This window comes from Pseudomaricurvus albidus, from assembly GCF_018863235.1.
Taxonomy (GTDB): domain Bacteria; phylum Pseudomonadota; class Gammaproteobacteria; order Pseudomonadales; family Cellvibrionaceae; genus Pseudomaricurvus; species Pseudomaricurvus albidus.
Genome location: NZ_JAHKRS010000001.1, coordinates 174162 through 191386, shown reverse-complemented (window position 1 = coordinate 191386; position 17225 = coordinate 174162). Strand labels below are relative to the sequence as shown.

14 protein-coding genes are annotated in these 17225 nt (G+C 54.2%); 9 read left to right on the top strand and 5 right to left on the bottom strand.

All coding sequences use genetic code 11. From position 1 onward, the window contains the following. Nucleotides 1–64: 64 nt before the first annotated feature. From KOI40_RS00900 to KOI40_RS18790, 4 genes are all read left to right on the top strand, one after another. On the top strand, nt 65–1483 hold the full coding sequence (locus tag KOI40_RS00900; protein ID WP_216095529.1) for an FAD-dependent oxidoreductase: 1419 nt from the start codon (nt 65–67) through the stop codon (nt 1481–1483). 210 nt (nt 1484–1693) lie between these two features. Beyond that, a complete protein-coding gene (hemE, locus tag KOI40_RS00895; protein WP_216095528.1) occupies nt 1694–2770 on the top strand; it encodes a uroporphyrinogen decarboxylase in 1077 nt (358 codons plus the stop codon). A gap of 271 nt (nt 2771–3041) precedes the next feature. After that, nucleotides 3042–3536, top strand: a complete 495-nt coding sequence (locus KOI40_RS18795) for a DUF3391 domain-containing protein (protein ID WP_216095527.1) — start codon at nt 3042–3044, stop codon at nt 3534–3536. Further along, entirely contained in the window at nt 3537–4394 is an 858-nt protein-coding gene (locus tag KOI40_RS18790; protein WP_255568206.1) for an HD-GYP domain-containing protein, read from the top strand. Nucleotides 4395–4498: 104 nt separating this feature from the next. Here the strand turns inward: KOI40_RS18790 and asd are convergent, their stop codons facing one another. Further along, nucleotides 4499–5350: an archaetidylserine decarboxylase gene (asd, locus tag KOI40_RS00880; protein ID WP_216095525.1), complete on the bottom strand. Its 852-nt coding sequence runs from the start codon at nt 5348–5350 to the stop codon at nt 4499–4501. A gap of 80 nt (nt 5351–5430) precedes the next feature. After that, complete coding sequence (rsgA, locus tag KOI40_RS00875; protein ID WP_216095524.1) at nt 5431–6456, bottom strand: small ribosomal subunit biogenesis GTPase RsgA; 1026 nt, start codon at nt 6454–6456, stop codon at nt 5431–5433. A 145-nt stretch (nt 6457–6601) separates the two neighbouring features. Here rsgA and orn point away from each other — a divergent pair, with 145 nt between their 5' ends. Then, nucleotides 6602–7156 carry an oligoribonuclease gene (orn, locus tag KOI40_RS00870; protein ID WP_216095523.1) on the top strand — a complete coding sequence of 185 codons (555 nt, stop codon included), beginning with the start codon at nt 6602–6604 and terminating at the stop codon, nt 7154–7156. 3 nt (nt 7157–7159) lie between these two features. Here the strand turns inward: orn and KOI40_RS00865 are convergent, their stop codons facing one another. After that, nucleotides 7160–7828: a class I SAM-dependent methyltransferase gene (locus KOI40_RS00865; protein WP_216095522.1), complete on the bottom strand. Its 669-nt coding sequence runs from the start codon at nt 7826–7828 to the stop codon at nt 7160–7162. Nucleotides 7829–7868: 40 nt separating this feature from the next. Beyond that, nucleotides 7869–9020 (bottom strand): tRNA epoxyqueuosine(34) reductase QueG, encoded by a 1152-nt coding sequence (queG, locus tag KOI40_RS00860; RefSeq protein WP_216095521.1) that lies wholly within the window; start codon nt 9018–9020, stop codon nt 7869–7871. 146 nt (nt 9021–9166) lie between these two features. Between queG and KOI40_RS00855 the strand changes: the two genes are divergently transcribed. The 4 genes from KOI40_RS00855 (at nt 9167) to mutL (ending at nt 14784) form a co-directional block, all read left to right on the top strand. After that, entirely contained in the window at nt 9167–10708 is a 1542-nt protein-coding gene (locus KOI40_RS00855) for an NAD(P)H-hydrate dehydratase (protein ID WP_216095520.1), read from the top strand. A 38-nt stretch (nt 10709–10746) separates the two neighbouring features. After that, nucleotides 10747–11205, top strand: coding sequence for a tRNA (adenosine(37)-N6)-threonylcarbamoyltransferase complex ATPase subunit type 1 TsaE (tsaE, locus tag KOI40_RS00850; RefSeq protein ID WP_255568205.1), 459 nt, complete (start codon nt 10747–10749; stop codon nt 11203–11205). Nucleotides 11206–11469: 264 nt separating this feature from the next. Then, nucleotides 11470–12816: an N-acetylmuramoyl-L-alanine amidase gene (locus tag KOI40_RS00845; RefSeq protein WP_216096011.1), complete on the top strand. Its 1347-nt coding sequence runs from the start codon at nt 11470–11472 to the stop codon at nt 12814–12816. A 69-nt stretch (nt 12817–12885) separates the two neighbouring features. After that, nucleotides 12886–14784 (top strand): DNA mismatch repair endonuclease MutL, encoded by a 1899-nt coding sequence (mutL, locus tag KOI40_RS00840; protein WP_216095518.1) that lies wholly within the window; start codon nt 12886–12888, stop codon nt 14782–14784. 15 nt (nt 14785–14799) lie between these two features. Here mutL and KOI40_RS00835 read toward each other — a convergent pair whose 3' ends face one another. After that, entirely contained in the window at nt 14800–17214 is a 2415-nt protein-coding gene (locus KOI40_RS00835) for a bifunctional diguanylate cyclase/phosphodiesterase (RefSeq protein WP_216095517.1), read from the bottom strand. Between the last annotated feature and the right edge of the window lie 11 nt (nt 17215–17225).

The window sequence follows — 17225 nt, the reverse complement described above, 5'->3', positions numbered from 1 at the left end:
GCAGCGCAGACAACACTAAGCCCGTAGGTTTAACGGCAACAAACGCAATTTAGAGATAGAGCTTATGGCTGACCGTTTAAAAAACAACTTTCAGTTTTTGGATGTGGGTCGACAGGATCCCAACAAAAAAGCGATCGAAACTCGCAAGACCGAGTTTGTCGAAATTTATCAGCCGTTCAGTGAAGAGCAGGTCGCCAACCAGTCTCATCGCTGTCTCGAGTGTGGTAACCCTTACTGTGAGTGGAAATGCCCGGTACACAACTTCATTCCAAACTGGCTGAAGCTGATTTCCGAAGGCAATATTTTTGAAGCGGCAGAGCTCAGTCATCAGACCAACACCTTGCCGGAAGTCTGTGGTCGTGTGTGTCCGCAGGACCGTCTGTGTGAAGGCGCCTGTACCCTGAACGACGGCTTTGGTGCCGTGACCATTGGTAACGCAGAAAAGTACATTACTGATACCGCCTTTGCCATGGGCTGGAAGCCGGACATGTCGTCCGTTGTCTGGACCGACAAAAAAGTGGCCGTAATCGGCGCCGGACCTGCCGGTCTGGGTTGTGCCGACGTGCTGGTGCGCAACGGTGTCAAACCGGTGGTTTTTGATCGCTATCCCGAGATTGGCGGCCTGCTGACCTTTGGTATTCCCGAGTTCAAGCTGGAAAAATCAGTACTGGTTCGCCGTCGTGAAATCTTTACCGAGATGGGTATCGAATTCCGCCTGAACACCGAGATTGGCAAAGACATCTCCATGGAAGAATTGCTCAGTGAATACGATGCCGTGTTTATGGGCATGGGGACCTACAACTACATGAAGGGCGGTTTCCCCGGTGAAGATCTGCCCGGTGTGTTTGATGCCTTGCCGTTCCTGGTGTCCAACGTCAACCGCAACCTGGGCTTTGAAAAAGACCCCGCTGACTTTATCAGTGTTGAAGGTCAAAAAGTGGTGGTGCTCGGTGGTGGTGATACCGCTATGGACTGTAACCGTACCTCCATTCGCCAGCAGGCGGAATCGGTGACCTGTGCCTATCGTCGCGACGAAGAGAACATGCCCGGCTCCAAGCGCGAAGTGGCGAATGCTCGTGAAGAGGGCGTCGAATTCCTGTTCAACCGCCAGCCCATCGCCATTGTCGGTGAGGACAAGGTTGAAGGTGTGAAAGTGGTGACCACCCAGTTGGGTGAAGCTGATGAAAACGGCCGTCGTCGTCCTGAACCGATTCCTGGCAGTGAAGAGATTCTGCCGGCCGATGTGGTGCTGATCGCCTTTGGTTTCCGTCCAAGTCCGGAGCCCTGGTTTGCTGATCATCAGATCAACGTGAACGATTGGGGTGGTGTGGAAGCGCCGGAGAAGCAAGAGTTCAAATTCCAGACCTCCAACCCGAAAGTGTTTGCCGGAGGCGACATGGTACGCGGTTCTGATCTGGTGGTTACCGCGATTTGGGAAGGCCGTGAGGCTGCGGAAGGTATCCTGGATTACCTGGACGTCTGATCGGTGGCTTTTCAATGCTGATCCACAAAAACCCCGCACCGATGCGGGGTTTTTTGTATCCGGTTGAATCACAAGGCTGGAAGTCGCAACGAAGTAAACCCATGGCATTCATAGGTTTCGCCGAGGGACTTGACCGTACATTTCGCGTACAATGCCCGCACTTTCAATGACACACAGTTCTGATTTGTAGCGATGGCTACCAGAGGCTCCATGACCGAATTAAAAAATGATCGTTTTCTCCGTGCACTGTTAAAGCAACCTGTGGATAAGACTCCCGTGTGGATGATGCGCCAGGCGGGTCGTTACTTGCCTGAATACCGCGCAACCCGCGCCGAAGCCGGTGATTTCATGAGTCTGTGCATGAATCCTGAAAAAGCCTGCGAAGTGACCCTCCAGCCACTGGATCGCTATCCGCAACTGGATGCGGCGATTCTGTTTTCCGATATCCTGACAATACCTGACGCCATGGGACTGGGGCTGTATTTCGAGACCGGTGAAGGGCCACGCTTCAAAAAAACGGCCAGAACCGCTGCCGAAATCGAGGCCTTGCCGGTACTGGATACGAAAAAGGACCTGACATACGTGGTGGATGCCGTATCCACCATTCGCCGCGAGTTGAATGGCCGTGTACCTCTGATCGGTTTTACCGGCAGCCCCTGGACGCTGGCGACCTATATGGTCGAAGGTGGCTCATCCAAAGATTACCGCCGCACCAAAGCGATGCTTTACGATCAGCCGGAAGTGTTGCATGTATTGCTCGACAAGCTGGTGCTGTCCATCACTGACTACCTGAATCAACAGATTCTGGCCGGTGCCCAGGCGGTGCAGATTTTTGATTCCTGGGGCGGTGCCCTCAGTCACAATGCCTATCTTGAGTTCTCGCTCAACCCCATGCAGCGCATTATCGATGGCCTGATCAAGGAGCATGAGGGTCGCCAGGTGCCGGTGATTCTGTTCACCAAGGGCGGAGGCCAGTGGCTGGAATCCATGGCGGATACCGGTGCCACCGCGCTGGGGCTGGACTGGACGACGGATATTGGCGCTGCCCGTGCAAGGGTTGGGGATCGTGTCGCTCTGCAGGGGAATATGGATCCTGCCGTGCTTTACGCTCAGCCTGAGCGCATTCGGTCAGAAGTGGCCACAATTTTGCAATCCTATGGCCAGGGATCGGGACATATCTTTAACCTCGGCCACGGTGTCACTCCGGAGGTTAATCCGGCTCACGCCGGGGCCTTCTTTGAAGCTGTGCACGAGCTTTCGGCTCAATATCACCAGACAGAAGGCTAGGCCCAGAGGTTGAGCGGTTATTAAGAAAATGTTGCTTAGCCCAACTTGTTACTATAATAAGGATGTTTTCTGGTAAATACGCGTTGGTCAGTGAGTTTGGCGGGTGATTACTCTGGCTGCCCGCTGACGGTTTTTTGCTTGTCTTTCGCGTATTTCATTATTTAAAGTGTGAACGGATACAATGGCGGCCGGCGCAGGGTCTGTATACTCGAGCCTATTTAGGGTTTGAGTGAAACAGGGGGCGTGCCGGATGGGCGACGGGGCGGTTGCAATGGGCATAAAGCAAGTCAAAGTGGACGTGAATGAGGTCACGATCGGTATGTTCGTGTCTGGACTCGATCGTCCGTGGACTCAGACGCCGTTTCCTCTGCAGGGTTTTTACATCCGTGAAGCTGAAGAGATTCGCCAGCTGAAAGCTCACTGCCGCCATGTCTATATCGATGTGGCCAAGGGCGCGGGCCCGGTCGGCGCCCGCCTGAAAACCATCACCAGCGAGCCTCAGCGCAAAGGGGCGCGCCCGTCCCGCTCCAGTAAAGTCAAAATTGACGTTTCCCCTCTCAAGATCCGTCGTGACGTTTACAAGAATGAAACCCCCCTCAAGAAAGAGGTCAAGCACGCCCGTGAACTGCACCAGGCGGTGTTCAAGTCCATCGGCGAGGTTATGCAGCAACTGGGCAGCGGCGAGGCTGTGCCAGTGCAGGAGACCAAGCGGGTTGCCAGCCAGATGGTGGACAGTGTGCTGCGCAACCCCGACGCTTTTACCTAGCTGTCCCGGGTAAAAGAGGCGGATGAGCATACCTACGGCCACTCGGTTCGTTCTGCGGTGTGGGCGATTATCTTTGGTCGTCATGTGGGCATGGCGAAAAAGGATCTGGATGTCCTGGCAATGGGCGTCTTGCTGAAAGATGTGGGAAAGGCCGAACTCGAACGGTCGCTGCTGAACAAGTCCCAACGCACCCCGGAAGAAGAGAAAGAATACGAGCGCTTTGTCGAAATTGGTGTGGAGATTCTGAGGAAGACCCCCCAGGTCGAACCGAAAGTGATTTCTGTGGTTAAGACCCACTGTGAGCGGGTCAATGGCAGTGGCTTTCCCCAGCAATTGCGCGGAGACAAGATTCCCCTGCTTGGCAAGGTGGCCGGCATCGTTACCTATTACGATGATGTTACCAATCCACGTGGGGAGATGTACCCACTGGCACCTTCCCGCGCTGTAGCCAAGTTGTACGAGCGACGGGACAAAGAATTCCAGGAAGAACTGGTGGTAGAATTTATCCGTGCCATCGGTCTTTACCCTACCGGCACGCTGGTAGAGCTGAACACCGGCGAAGTGGCGGTGGTGGTCGAACAAAACTTTGAACGCCGTCTGAAGCCCAAAGTGGTTATTGTGCTGGACGCCTTTAAAGAGCCGCTGGCCAAGCACATTACTCTCGATCTGGCCGAGGATGACCGTCGCAAACAGGCCCTGGTGGACAGTGGTAAAAAACGTTTCGATGAAGTGGAAAAAATCGAAATTGCCCAGGATCTGGAGCCGGGAAGTTTCGATGTCGACATTCTGAAAATCCGTGATGACTATCTGTTTACTGACGAGAAAAAAAGCCTGTTTTCATTTTTAAAGCGACGTTAATGTCTGATCCCAACTGACGTTTAAGCTTTCCTATTTTAGACCCACCTACAAAAAAAGACGCTCAATGAGCGTCTTTTTTTGTAGGTGCCTGGGTTGTGCGTGGTTTACCGAACAATGCCCATCTTCTCGCCCATCAGCGTGGCAGAGCCGGCAGTAAAGTCTTCGCTCCACTCCATGGCGTCTTTGCCAAACAGCACAATAGCTGTCGATCCCAACTTGAAGCGGCCCATCTCATCGCCCGTGGCATAGCTAAAGGTCTGGCTGCCGTCGTAGTGGGTGGTACGAATGGTGCGAGGCTCCGGGGTGACCTGTCCAGCCCACACGGTTTCGATACTGGCCACAATCATGGCGCCTACCAGAATCACGGCCATCGGGCCGGCTTCTGTATCAAACAGGCAGACCGCACGCTCGTTGCGGGCAAACAGGCGTGGCACGTTCTCGGCGGTGGTGTCGTTGACCGAGAACAGGTCGCCCGGTACATGAGTCATGCTTTTCAAGGTGCCAGCCAGTGGCATATGCACCCGGTGATAATCGCGGGGTGACAGGTACACCACGGCAAACTTGCCGTCCTCGAAAGACTTGGCGGTCTCTGCATCGCCACCGATCAGTTCCAGCAGGCTGTAATCCTGTCCCTTGGCCTGAAAGATCCGGCCGTGCTTAATATCGCCAATCTGACTGATGGCGCCATCGGCTGGACAGACAATGGCGGCGTCTTCATCGCAGATGGGGCGGGCTTCCGGCTTCAGTGCGCGGGTAAAGAAGTTGTTGAACGAGCTGTATGCGCAGGGGTCCGTTACAACCGCCTCGCTCATATTGATGTCGTAGCGTTTTACAAACCAGCGGGTAAACGGATCCTTGATCCAGCTGATCGACGTGTTTGCCAGCCAGCCGGCCATGCGTGACAGGGCGTGCTGGGGAACGAGGTATTGGAATGCAATAAATAGTCTGTCTTTCATGGAATGTCTTATCAGATAATGGGAAGTGGTACTGACCGCAGAGCGGCTATTGTACTGGAAATGGCTCGGGTTTCTGTCATTTAACGATTCTGATCCAGTGTCGACAGGATATAACGGAAACTGGCCATGCGAATGGGACTGATGTCACCGTTTTCCAGAGCTGCCTGAATCGCGCAGCCGGGTTCGCTTTGATGGGCGCAGTCGCGAAACTTGCAGTGTCCGAGAAACGGACGGAATTCCACAAATCCTTCCAGCAGGCTCTGCTCGTCCATATGCCAGAGGCCAAATTCCCGGATGCCCGGTGAGTCGATCAAATGCCCCCCGGCGGGAAAGTGAAACAGGTGAGCGGTGGTGGTGGTGTGCGTGCCCTGTTGATTGATCTCGGACAGTTCGCCCACTTTCAGGTTCTCGTCTGGCAGCAGCATGTTGATCAGTGATGACTTGCCCACTCCGGATTGCCCGACAAAGACACTGGTGTAGTTGGCGAGATAATCGATCAGCTCGGCCAGCCCTTCCTGGGTTTTGGTGGAGACGTTGAGCCATTCATAGCCCAGCCCCTGATAGCGTTCCTGCAGTGTCTGCAGGTTATCGCGATTGCTGTCATCAATGCGGTCAATCTTGTTGAGCAGGATGATGGGTTGGATATCCAGCGTTTCTGCGGCCACCAGATAGCGGTCAATAAGATTGCCGACCGGTTCCGGGTAGGGGGCGATCACAATCAGGATGCGGTCGATATTGGCGGCCACGGTTTTCATGTCGCCGTAGGGGTCGGGGCGGCTCAGTTGGGAGTGCCGCTCCAGCACCGCGACAATAACCCCCAGCGGGGCGCCGCTGCGCCAGACCACCTTGTCACCGGTGACCAGTGAGCCCAGATTCGCTCGCATATGGCAGCGTTGCACCTGCCCCTGATTGTCGCCGTCGGTGGCTTCCACCAGTACCTGAGTGCCGTAGTGGGCAATGACCAGACCATGCTGTTCGGGGCCCAGATCCCCCTCCTCGATTTTTTCCTGAGCTTTTTCTGCCCGTTTGGCGGCGCGAGCAGCGCGCTCATCCTGAACTTTCTGGATGCGCCAGGCCTGGCGACGGGTCAGTTTACGTTTGCTCATGAAGTCATTGCCGGTAGTTAGCTGCTATGTCGTTAGCTGTTATAGTGGAGTAAGAATTTCGATCGTGTAAAAACTTCTGGCATTGTAGAGGATTTACAGGCTTAAGTAGCGTATTTAGAGTTTTTTAGTAGCGGATTTAACAATTATGAGCAATGAACAAAACAAAGATGACCGGCTGATCTGGATTGACCTGGAAATGACCGGGCTGCTGCCGGATTCCGATGTGATCATCGAGATCGCCACCATCGTCACCGACGCCGAGCTCAATGTACTTGCTGAGGGGCCGGTGTACGCGATTCACCAGTCCGAAGAAATCATGAACGGCATGGATGAGTGGAACACCCGCCAGCATGGCAAGTCGGGCCTGACCGCTCGGGTACTGGCCAGCGATGTCAGCACCGAGCAGGCGGAGCAGGCCACTATTGAGTTTCTGGAGCAGTGGGTGCCAAAGGGCAAATCACCAATTTGTGGCAACTCCATCTGTCAGGACCGCCGTTTTCTGGCGCGTTATATGCCTAAGCTGGAAGACTATTTCCACTATCGCAATCTGGATGTGAGTACGCTGAAAGAGCTGGCGCGCCGCTGGAAGCCAGAGGCGCTGGCGGGCGTAAAGAAATCCGGTGCACACCTGGCGCTGGATGATATCAAGGACTCGATTGAAGAGTTGCGGCACTACCGCAAGACCTTTATTCAGAACTAAAGGTCAGGTGTTGTATACATCCAGCACCAGCCCCCAGGCGTTGTGGGGTTCCGGCACATCCCAGTCGCTGTAAACTGCGTCCAGAGTCTTGTAGTAATGCTCGGCCACCTTGCGAAACGTGGGGCGGCCGGGATCGGTCAGCAGTACCCTTTCAACGCCGGCTTCCATCGCTCGTTCTATCAGATCCTGGACGGGGGCAACCAGACTGTCCCAGAAGCAGATGTCCGCTCCAATGATCATGTCGAACTGCGTGAGATGTTCGACGGTAATGTCTTCAAAGCGCATTTGGATGGTGTCCACCTCGACTCCGTTAAGTGCGGCGTGGTGTTCCAGGTAGGGGAAAACACTGTCATCGGCATCGAGGGCTATGACGTGGGCGTCAAACTCCCGGGCGCAGAAGATACCACCCAAACCCCATCCACAACCCAGCTCGAGAATACGACAGCCTTTGTCAGGCGGGCATTCCGACAGGTAATCCATCAGCAAAAATGTGGATTTCCAGAACTTGTTGCCGTGCAGAGAGGCGTCCCCGCCTTCGCGTTTCAGGCGACGGATGTCCGGATGGCTGTTCTTGAGTATCTGCAGTCCGAAAGCTTCACGGACGTGAGTCGGGGGCAGGGGTTCAGCAGCTTGGGTGTCCGAGGGTTGAGGCGTTTGCTCTGGCGGTGTCATAAACGGCTGTGTCCTTCAGATTGGTGTTGCTGGCGCGGCGTCAGTCGCGACGCGCCTTGATTTTACGGCGCCGACGGCGACCGGGTATTTCGTGTTGCTGCAGAGCCCACTGTACATGTTCCTGTACCAACGCCGAAGGGTAATCGAGTTTCTGTTGCAGGGCTGTGACAATGGCCTCGCTGGTAGGGGCATTACCCAGACCGACCGCGAGATTGCGGAGCCAGCGTTCGTAGCCAATACGGCGAATGGCTGATCCTTCGGTATTTTTTAAAAACTCTTCCTCGGTCCATTGAAACAAGGTGGACAAATCGCTGCGATCCAGTTGGTGCCTTGGCGTAAAACTGTCTTCGCTGGAGAAGGATGCGTACTTGTTCCACGGACAAATGGCCTGGCAGTCGTCGCAACCAAAGACCCGGTTGCCAATCGGTTCCCGGAACTCTAAGGGAATCGCCCCTTTGTTTTCAATGGTCAGGTAAGAAATACAGCGTCTGGCATCCAGTTCATAGGGGCGTGGAAATGCATCGGTGGGGCAGACTTTCAGGCAGGCCTGACAATCACCGCAGCGATCCTGTTCGTCGTTCTGGTCGATCGGTAGCGGCAGGCTGGTGTACACCTCGCCGAGAAAGAACCAGCTGCCGGCCTGACTGTTTAACAGGAGTGTGTGTTTGCCCACCCAGCCCAAACCGGCCTTGGCGGCCAGCGGGCGCTCCATAACCGGGGCGCTGTCCACAAAGGCGCGCTGCTGAAGGCCACTGTTGTTTTCTTCTGGAGCTGTTGTGGCGGCGGCCACTGCCTCTTCAATCCGTTTGGCCAGTTGGCTCAGGCGTTTGCGAATCAGCTTGTGGTAATCGCGGCCAAGGGCGTATCGGGAGACGTAGGCCTTCTCTCCGTCTTTCAGAATGCGTATCTGATCGGTATCGGCCGGAAGGTAATCCAGTCGTGCGCAGATCACTCTCTGGGTACCGGGGAGTAATTCTTCCGGTCTCGATCGTTTATTGTCGTGCTCGGCCAGCCAGGCCATGTCGCCCTGATAGCCTTTTTCCAGCCAGGCCTTCAGACGCGGTTCCTCGTCGCGGAGGTCAGCATCGGCAATGCCGATTTGCTGGAATCCCATTTCTCGTCCCCAGCGCTTGATGTCGTCGGCCAGAGTGTCGAGAAACTGAGGGGGAAACCCTGAGGTGGATGAATCCATTGAATCGCAAGCCTGTGTAAATGCCTTCAGCCTGAAGCCTTGGAGGGCGGTAAGTGTGTATAATTCTCCCATATTTAGCGCAAGTATTTAATGCGCCTGTTCAAAGCAACGTTTTTAGCAATTTACAGCAACTTCGAGAGCCCTAAATGTCAGACGGATCATCCACTACTGCTACCGCTCCTTTTACCCGGGTTTTACCGGAAGACCTCTACCGTGCTGAGCAGGTGCGGGAGCTGGACCGCTGTGCCATTGAAGAGCACGGCATATCCGGCATTCATTTGATGAAGCGTGCAGGGCGCGCAGCGTTTACCGCGTTGCTGGAACGCTGGCCTGAGCCGGAACAGATCACGGTTCTCTGTGGTGCCGGCAACAATGGTGGTGATGGTTATGTGATTGCCGCTCTGGCTGCCCAGCGTCGTATTCCCGTCACGGTGATCTACGTGGCCGATCCGGACAAGCTGCAGGGAGATGCCCGCACGGCTTACGAATTTGCCCGTCGCGAAGGGGTCATCATGCAACCGCTGCAGGAAAGCCAGGGCTTCAGTGGCGTGGTGGTGGACGCCATGCTGGGGACGGGCCTGCAGGGAGAAGTCCGCGAGCCCTTCCAGCAGGCGATTGACTGGCTGAACAAGTCAGGCCAGCCGGTTCTGGCGGTCGATATCCCCTCCGGTTTGTGTGCGGATACCGGTCGGGCTTTGGGGGTGGCCGTAAAAGCCGATGTGACTGTCAGTTTTATTGGTCTCAAGCAGGGGCTCTTGACCGGCCGCGGTCCGGCGCTGACAGGAGAGTTATTGTTTGCCGATCTGAACGTTCCTGCGGAAGTGTTTCGCAGCCAGATCGCCAATGTGGAGCGCTTGCAGCTCAGTCGCTTGCTGAAACAGCTGCCCGATCGTGACGGCGATGCCCACAAGGGAAATTTTGGCCATGTGATGGTCATTGGCGGTGACAGCGGCTTTGCCGGCGCGGCGGCAATGGCGGGTGAGGCTTCGGCGCGAATGGGGGCAGGTCTCACCAGTGTCGCCACGCGACCAGAACATGTGTCGCCCATCATTGCCCGTCGTCCGGAGTTGATGGTGCTGGGGGTGTCTTCGGGGCAGGAGCTGGAGGCGTTTCTGGATCGTCCTTCCGTGTTAGTGCTGGGGCCAGGTCTCGGGCACACGCCCTGGTCTGAGCAGATGCTGAAGCAGGCGGTAACCAGCGGCTTGCCCATGGTGCTGGATGCTGACGGTCTGAATCTGCTGGCTGAGGGCCGGGTTATTCCCAATACCAGTCAGCGGGATAACTGGATTTTGACGCCGCATCCCGGCGAGGCTGCACGCCTGCTGGGTTGCACCACCGCGGAGATTCAAAAGGATCGGTTTGCCTCCGCCCAGCAGTTGCAAAAACGCTTTGGTGGAACCGTGCTGCTGAAGGGGGCTGGCACCGTGATTGCGGCCGCAGATGGCAGCCTCAGTGTCGCCAATGTGGGTAATCCGGGTATGGCCTCCGGGGGGATGGGCGATGTGCTCAGCGGTGTGATTGGCGGTTTACTGGCTCAGGGGCTGGAACCTTGCGCTGCCACCAAACTGGCAGTGTGCCTGCACGGTACAGCCGCGGATCTGGCCGCGGATGAAAACGGCCAGCGCGGTTTGCTGGCAACGGATTTATTGCCATTCCTGCGTCAATTGCTGAACAGTCAGCTGGCCTGAGTTGTTGTGAAAACGTCTATGGGAAGCGAGTCGTGACCTTGGAACATTTTTTAGTGGATGAAGCGGCAACTGTGGCGGCAGGGCTGGCTGTCGGACAGGCGGCCAGGAGTGGTGCGGTGATCTTCCTGCAGGGTGACCTGGGCGCGGGCAAGACAACGTTCAGTCGGGGAGTGTTGCGCAGCTTTGGGCATTCAGGTGCGGTTAAGTCGCCCACTTATACGCTGGTTGAGCCCTACGAGTTTGGAGAGCAGCAGGTTTATCACTTTGACCTGTATCGGCTCGGTGATCCGGAAGAGCTGGAATACATGGGGATTCGGGATTATTTCACCGACCAGTCGCTGTGTCTGGTGGAATGGCCAAGTCGGGGTGAAGGTTTTCTCCCTGCAGCCGATGTGGTGGTGACCTTGCAGGTGGAGGCGCCGGGTCGCAGGATCACCATTGAGCCACATACCGAACGCGGCAAGACTCTGGTGCAGAATGTTGTATGGGCGAAGTAACCGTCACTGCGCCGATGACTTTGTGGTGAAGTTGCCTTCGACCCTTTAAACCTGTCGGGTTTGGCGGTACCTTAAGAGCTGGTGATTTTTAATACAACGGTTTGCGAGCCTGTTAAGCTGGCTTTGATAGTGAGAAATCCATAACAACGTTCAATACACAGTGGCCGGGAGATGATGGCGGTTGGCAGAGTGAATAAAGGTGTCTACAAAGACAGCTGTGCCATTAGGGGGGCAGGGCAACAGACTTCCAGTCACCGGTTGTTGATGCTGCTGGTCTTTTTGGTGTGCTCCTCATTCGGGCAGGTCATTAGTGCCGCTGTGCAGGTGGAAAGTGTCCGTCTCTGGCGTGCACCGGATAGCACTCGACTGGTGTTCGATCTCAGTGCAACCGTGCAGCACAAACTGTTCAGCCTTTCCAATCCATCCCGCTTGGTGATCGATATTGAAAATACCCGTTTGGGTACCAGTTTTGCCGACCTGCCATTAACAGATACGCCCATCCGTGGCATTCGCAGTGCCGAGCGCAACGGTAAAGATCTGCGCGTGGTTCTGGATCTGTCTGCCTCGATCAAGCCGAAGAGTTTTGTGTTGCCCAAACACGGCGACAAAAACGATCGGTTGGTGATTGATTTGTTTGATCGTGACAAACCTGTCGAAAAAACCGTGGAGAAACTGGTCAGCACGCACAAAGGCAAGCGCGACATTATCATTGCTATTGATGCCGGTCATGGCGGCGAGGACCCCGGAGCCTCCGGTCCTAAAATCAAAGGTCGTCATCTGCGGGAAAAAGACGTGGTTCTGGCAATCAGCAAGCAGTTGGCGGCCATGATCAATGCGGAACCCGGTTATCGGGCAGAGCTGGTGCGCACCGGAGACTATTACATTCCTCTGCGCAAACGTCGGGATATTGCCCGTGAGAAGCGAGCTGACCTGTTTGTCTCGATTCACGCCGATGCGTTCAAAAATCCTCGTGCCAGTGGCGCCTCGGTGTTTGCCCTGTCTCGCAGCGGCGCGACTTCGGAAACCGCCCGTTTTCTGGCTCAACAGGAAAACGAGGCGGATTTGATTGGCGGTGTTGGTGGTGTCAGCCTGGATGACAAAGACGAAGTGTTGCGCGGTGTGCTGGTGGATTTGTCCATGACTGCAACGCTGGGCTCCAGCCTGCAAGTGGGTGACAAGGTTCTGAAGTCCATGGGTACCTTTGCCCATCTGCACAAGCATCAGGTCGAGCAGGCGGGGTTTGCGGTGCTGAAATCACCGGATGTGCCGAGCATTCTGGTGGAAACCGGTTTTATCTCAAACCCGGGTGAAGCCAACAAACTGAACAGTTACGCCTATCGGCAGAGATTGTCGACAGCCATCTTCAAAGGGATCAAACAGCACTTTTATGCGGTTCCGCCGGCTGGAAGTTATGTGGCCTACCTCAAATACGGCGGTAAGCCTGTTGCTTCATCGAAGGGAATGGCAACCGAACATGTAATTTCTCGCGGCGACACCCTCAGTGGTATTGCCCGTCAATACGATGTGACGGTGGGCCAGATACAAAAGGCCAACCGGATGACCAATAGCACCATCCGGATCGGGCAAAAGCTTAAAATTCCCGCCTCTTAAGTGCAGCTTCTCCTTTGCGGGAGAGACTGCGAAAGGTTTCTTTATTTATGTCTAAAATCAATTTATTTCATGTCAAAGATTAAATTACTGAGCCCGCGACTGGCTAACCAGATTGCTGCCGGTGAGGTGGTTGAACGTCCCGCATCTGTCATCAAGGAGGTGTTGGAAAACAGTCTGGATGCTGGCGCCACCCGTCTCGATGTGGATATCGAGAATGGCGGTATCAAATTGATGCGTGTGCGCGATAACGGCAGCGGTATTGACAAGGACGACTTGCCGTTGGCACTCAGTCGTCACGCCACCAGTAAAATCTATCAGCTCGATGATCTGGAAGCGGTAGCAACACTTGGCTTTCGGGGTGAGGCGCTGGCGAGTATCAGTTCGGTGTCCCGTCTTACGGTCACCAGCAATACCGGTGAAGAGAGCAATGGCTGGTGTGCCAAGGCTGAAGGGCGCGATATGGAGGCGGATGTGGCGCCTGCTGCTCATCCTCAGGGCACCACGGTAGAAGTGCGGGATTTGTTTTTTAACACCCCCGCCCGACGCAAATTCTTGCGCACCGAAAAAACAGAATTCAATCGCATCGAAGACAACATCAAAAAGCTGGCACTGTCCCGTTTTGATGTGGGCTTTAATCTGCGTCACAACGGACGAGTGATTCACAGCTGGCGCGCCGCGCAGTCACAAGTCGAGCAGGAGCGGCGTGTAGCCCAGGTGTGCGGTCCGGTGTTTATGGAAAACGCGGTGCATATTGATATTGAGCGCGGCGATTTAAAACTGTGGGGCTGGGTAGCCTTGCCGACCTTCTCCCGTAGCCAGGCGGACTTGCAGCATTTTTATGTCAACGGACGGGCCATTAAAGATCGCCTGGTTACCCATGCGGTGCGTCAGGCTTATCAGGATGTGTTGTTTCACGGCCGTCACCCGGCGTTTGTGTTGTATCTGGAGTTGAATCCGGCAACTGTGGATGTAAACGTGCATCCCACCAAACACGAAGTGCGCTTCCGCGACAGTCGCATGGTGCACGACTTCCTGTTTCGCAGTCTACATCATGCGCTGGCGGAAGTGCGGCCCAGGGACCAGATGCAGGCGTCCACTGATCTGTCGTTGCAGCCGACCACTCAGGTCTCTGGTGTTGAAGCGGGTGAGTTCAAGCAGCAGGAAAGTATGACGTTTCGTCCTTCACCTGCATCGGGCAGTTCCTCGGCGCCGTCCATGTTTGGTGGTTACAGCGGCAACGGTGATGTTTCGGCGCAGAGTGTCAGTGAACAAATGCCTGCGTATCAGCAGCTGTATGGCTCTTCTCGGGAGATGCCGTCGGCAGCTTTCACGCCGCGGGCTTCAGGGGCCAGTTTTGACGAGCTGGAACGCACTGACAGTGAAATCCCACCGCTGGGCTATGCCATTGCCCAGTTGAAAGGCATTTATATTCTGGCTGAAAATGCCCAGGGATTGATTGTGGTGGATATGCACGCAGCCCACGAGCGAATTACCTACGAGCGTATGAAGCTGGCTGTGGCAGAACAGGGAATTCAGACGCAGCCGTTGCTGGTGCCCGAAACCATTGCCGTCAGCCAAAAAGAAGCCGATTGCGCGGAAGAACACGATGATGTCTTTCGCTCGCTGGGGTTTGAATTACAGCGCGCAGGACCGGAGAGTTTGCTGATCCGCCAAGTGCCTGTGATTTTAAACCGTGCCAATGTTGAGCAACTGGTGCGTGATGTACTGTCGGATCTGCTGGAGTACGGTTCCAGCAAACGCATCGATCATCACATCAATGAAATTCTCAGTACCATGGCCTGTCACGGTTCTGTGCGGGCCAACCGCAAGCTGACGATTCCGGAAATGAACGCTTTGTTGCGTGATATGGAGGCGACAGAGCGCAGTGGGCAGTGTAACCACGGACGTCCCACCTGGGCATTGCAAACACTGGATGAGCTGGACAAGTTGTTTTTGCGGGGGCAGTAATTCGGGAGAGCAGCTTTAATTCGCGGAAGACAGAGTCTGCAACAGGGCTCTGGCGTCTTCCGCCGGCAATGGTTTGGAATAGAGGTAACCCTGAGCGTAGTCGCAATTATTCTGCTGCAGAATATCCCTCTGAGCTTCAGTCTCAACGCCCTCGGCCACTAGTTTTAGATTCAGTTTGTGGGCCATAGCAATGATTGCACTGACGATTTCCAGATCGTCGCTGTCCCCGGGCAAGTCCTTGATGAAGGTGCGATCAATCTTGAGGATATCCAGTGGCAGGGATTTCAGATAACTCAGTGAAGAATAACCCGTTCCAAAGTCGTCGATGGCGATACTGATGCCCAGTGCCTGCAATTGTGAGAGTTGTTCCTGAGTCAGTTCAATGTCTTCCATCAACATGGTTTCAGTCAATTCCAGTTCCAGGGACTGTGGAGATAATTGATGGTGATGCAGGGCTTTCTGAATCTGTTCAGGAAGGTCGGGATCCTGTAGTTGTCGGGGTGAAATATTTACGGCGATGCGGATGTTATCAAAGCCAGCAATGACCCACTCCCTGGCCTGGCGGCAGGTCTCTTCCAGAATCCATTGGCCCAGTTTCAGGATCTGTCCTGTTTCTTCCAGCAGGCTGATAAATGTATCTGGAAGTAGCAGACCACGGACAGGATGCTGCCATCGGATCAGGGTCTCAAAACCAATCAGTTTGTCGCTGTTAAGATCGAATTGCGGTTGGTAGTGAAGCACAAACTCGTTTTCTTGCAGCGCCTTGCGTAATTCATTTTCCAATTCCATTTTGGCGACAGCGAGATCGGTCATGTTATGAGTAAAACGCTGGTATTTGTTACGGCCGAGTGCTTTGGCTGTGTACATGGCCAAGTCTGCATTTTGCAGTAGATCTTCACTGGTTTTTCCATCTTTGGGTGCAGACACAACGCCAATGCTGGCAGAGACAATCACTTCAGCAGCACGAAGTTTGATCGGATTTTGAAGCTGGTTCAAAATATGTTTGGCAACTATTTCGTCATCTTGAGGTTTGCTTAATTCAGTGATCAGTACACAGAATTCATCACCTCCCAATCGGGCAATAAAGTCTGAACTGCGTACACAGGTTCGCAGGCGCTGGGCTACAATTTTTAGCAGTTCATCACCGGCATTGTGGCCCATGGAATCATTAATGCGCTTGAAATTATCCAGGTCGATAAACAGTAGGGAGCAGTTTGTGCCGTTAGCTTGAGTTTCTTTTATCGCTGTTTTCAGTTGGTCCATCAGCGCCCGCCGGTTGGCTAGGCTGGTGAGGCTGTCATACATGGCGATGTTATGAAGATGTCTGGTTTGCTGATGAATCTCCAGTCGCATTTCAGTGAGCTGTTGACAGACCATCTCTTCGGTTTCATTGAGTACGTCGATTTCATCTTTAAGCCAGTGGCTGGAACGATTTTTTCTCAACTGATCCAGTGTCACTTGAAATTCGCCGCTGGACAAAAGCGGCAACAACTTTGCCTGACGATGCAGGCGTGTGATTGGCTTCCACAGAAAAGCCAGTAACAAAAAACAGGATATGGTAATGCCGGCGATGGCCACCATGATTAAAGCGCGGCGGGATGATTGCATGAGTTGCACGCTGGCGCTGGTGTTGACGATGATGGCAAAAAAGTTCTCTGGTGAGCCCTGATCAATGGGAATCATGCTGACTTCATAGCTTTCTTCGTCTATTTGAACCGAGCTGCTTTTGTGTCGTAGCGAATCAAAAGTCTTTGACTGTTCCAGCTGAGTCAAAATCGGCAATGTCTTGCGAAAATGAGTCAGTTGTAGCAGGTCCTTGTTCCAGTTGTTCAGTTGAGACAGGGGCTGGTGATCGTTATTGGGCGGAATCAAAATGCCAATATCGGCACCGGTAATTTCACTGAAGCCGATCAGCAGGTCAGCCATGTTGATATCGAACAACAGGTAAAGGGGGCTGCCCCCAGGATTCAGTACAGGAGCGGTTACGATCTGGTAACACATGCTTTCACAAAGCACTTCCCAGTGAGGTGATGTGTGAGAGGACAGGTTGACCGTTGAGTGGGTGGATGCCTGTGGTGTTTGCCACAATACTGTGCCCTGTTCATCAAACAGTGTGGCAGATTCAATGCCCCAATTGAGCTGCAAACTGGACCACTGTTGATTCAGTGTTTGTATCAGGCTGCTTTTCTGGCTGCCTTGTTGAGGGTTATTACTGAGGAGGGGGATCAGGTCGATCAGTTGCAAATTTTGACGGTAGGATTGATCCAGTAACCCCTGCATGACGCGGTGCAATTTTTCGAACTGCTGTTGTTGCTGTTGTCTGGAAAGCGTATGCAGCTGGTTGCTGTTCAGGGTGGCCAGAAATCCACACAAAATAATCAGGATGGTGAGAACGAGAATGACAGCTTTCCATTTCAGGCTGAAGAACATAATGAGATCCA

Excerpts from the sequence above, each read along its gene's own strand:
- KOI40_RS00900 (WP_216095529.1), top strand. The coding sequence starts at position 65 with ATGGCTGACCGTTTAAAAAACAACTTTCAGTTTTTGGATGTGGGTCGA.
- hemE (WP_216095528.1), top strand. The coding sequence starts at position 1,694 with ATGACCGAATTAAAAAATGATCGTTTTCTCCGTGCACTGTTAAAGCAA.
- KOI40_RS18795 (WP_216095527.1), top strand. The coding sequence starts at position 3,042 with ATGGGCATAAAGCAAGTCAAAGTGGACGTGAATGAGGTCACGATCGGT.
- asd (WP_216095525.1), bottom strand. The coding sequence starts at position 5,350 with ATGAAAGACAGACTATTTATTGCATTCCAATACCTCGTTCCCCAGCAC.
- rsgA (WP_216095524.1), bottom strand. The coding sequence starts at position 6,456 with ATGAGCAAACGTAAACTGACCCGTCGCCAGGCCTGGCGCATCCAGAAA.
- orn (WP_216095523.1), top strand. The coding sequence starts at position 6,602 with ATGAGCAATGAACAAAACAAAGATGACCGGCTGATCTGGATTGACCTG.
- KOI40_RS00865 (WP_216095522.1), bottom strand. The coding sequence starts at position 7,828 with ATGACACCGCCAGAGCAAACGCCTCAACCCTCGGACACCCAAGCTGCT.
- queG (WP_216095521.1), bottom strand. The coding sequence starts at position 9,020 with ATGGATTCATCCACCTCAGGGTTTCCCCCTCAGTTTCTCGACACTCTG.
- KOI40_RS00855 (WP_216095520.1), top strand. The coding sequence starts at position 9,167 with ATGTCAGACGGATCATCCACTACTGCTACCGCTCCTTTTACCCGGGTT.
- KOI40_RS00845 (WP_216096011.1), top strand. The coding sequence starts at position 11,470 with ATGCTGCTGGTCTTTTTGGTGTGCTCCTCATTCGGGCAGGTCATTAGT.
- mutL (WP_216095518.1), top strand. The coding sequence starts at position 12,886 with ATGTCAAAGATTAAATTACTGAGCCCGCGACTGGCTAACCAGATTGCT.
- KOI40_RS00835 (WP_216095517.1), bottom strand. The coding sequence starts at position 17,214 with ATGTTCTTCAGCCTGAAATGGAAAGCTGTCATTCTCGTTCTCACCATC.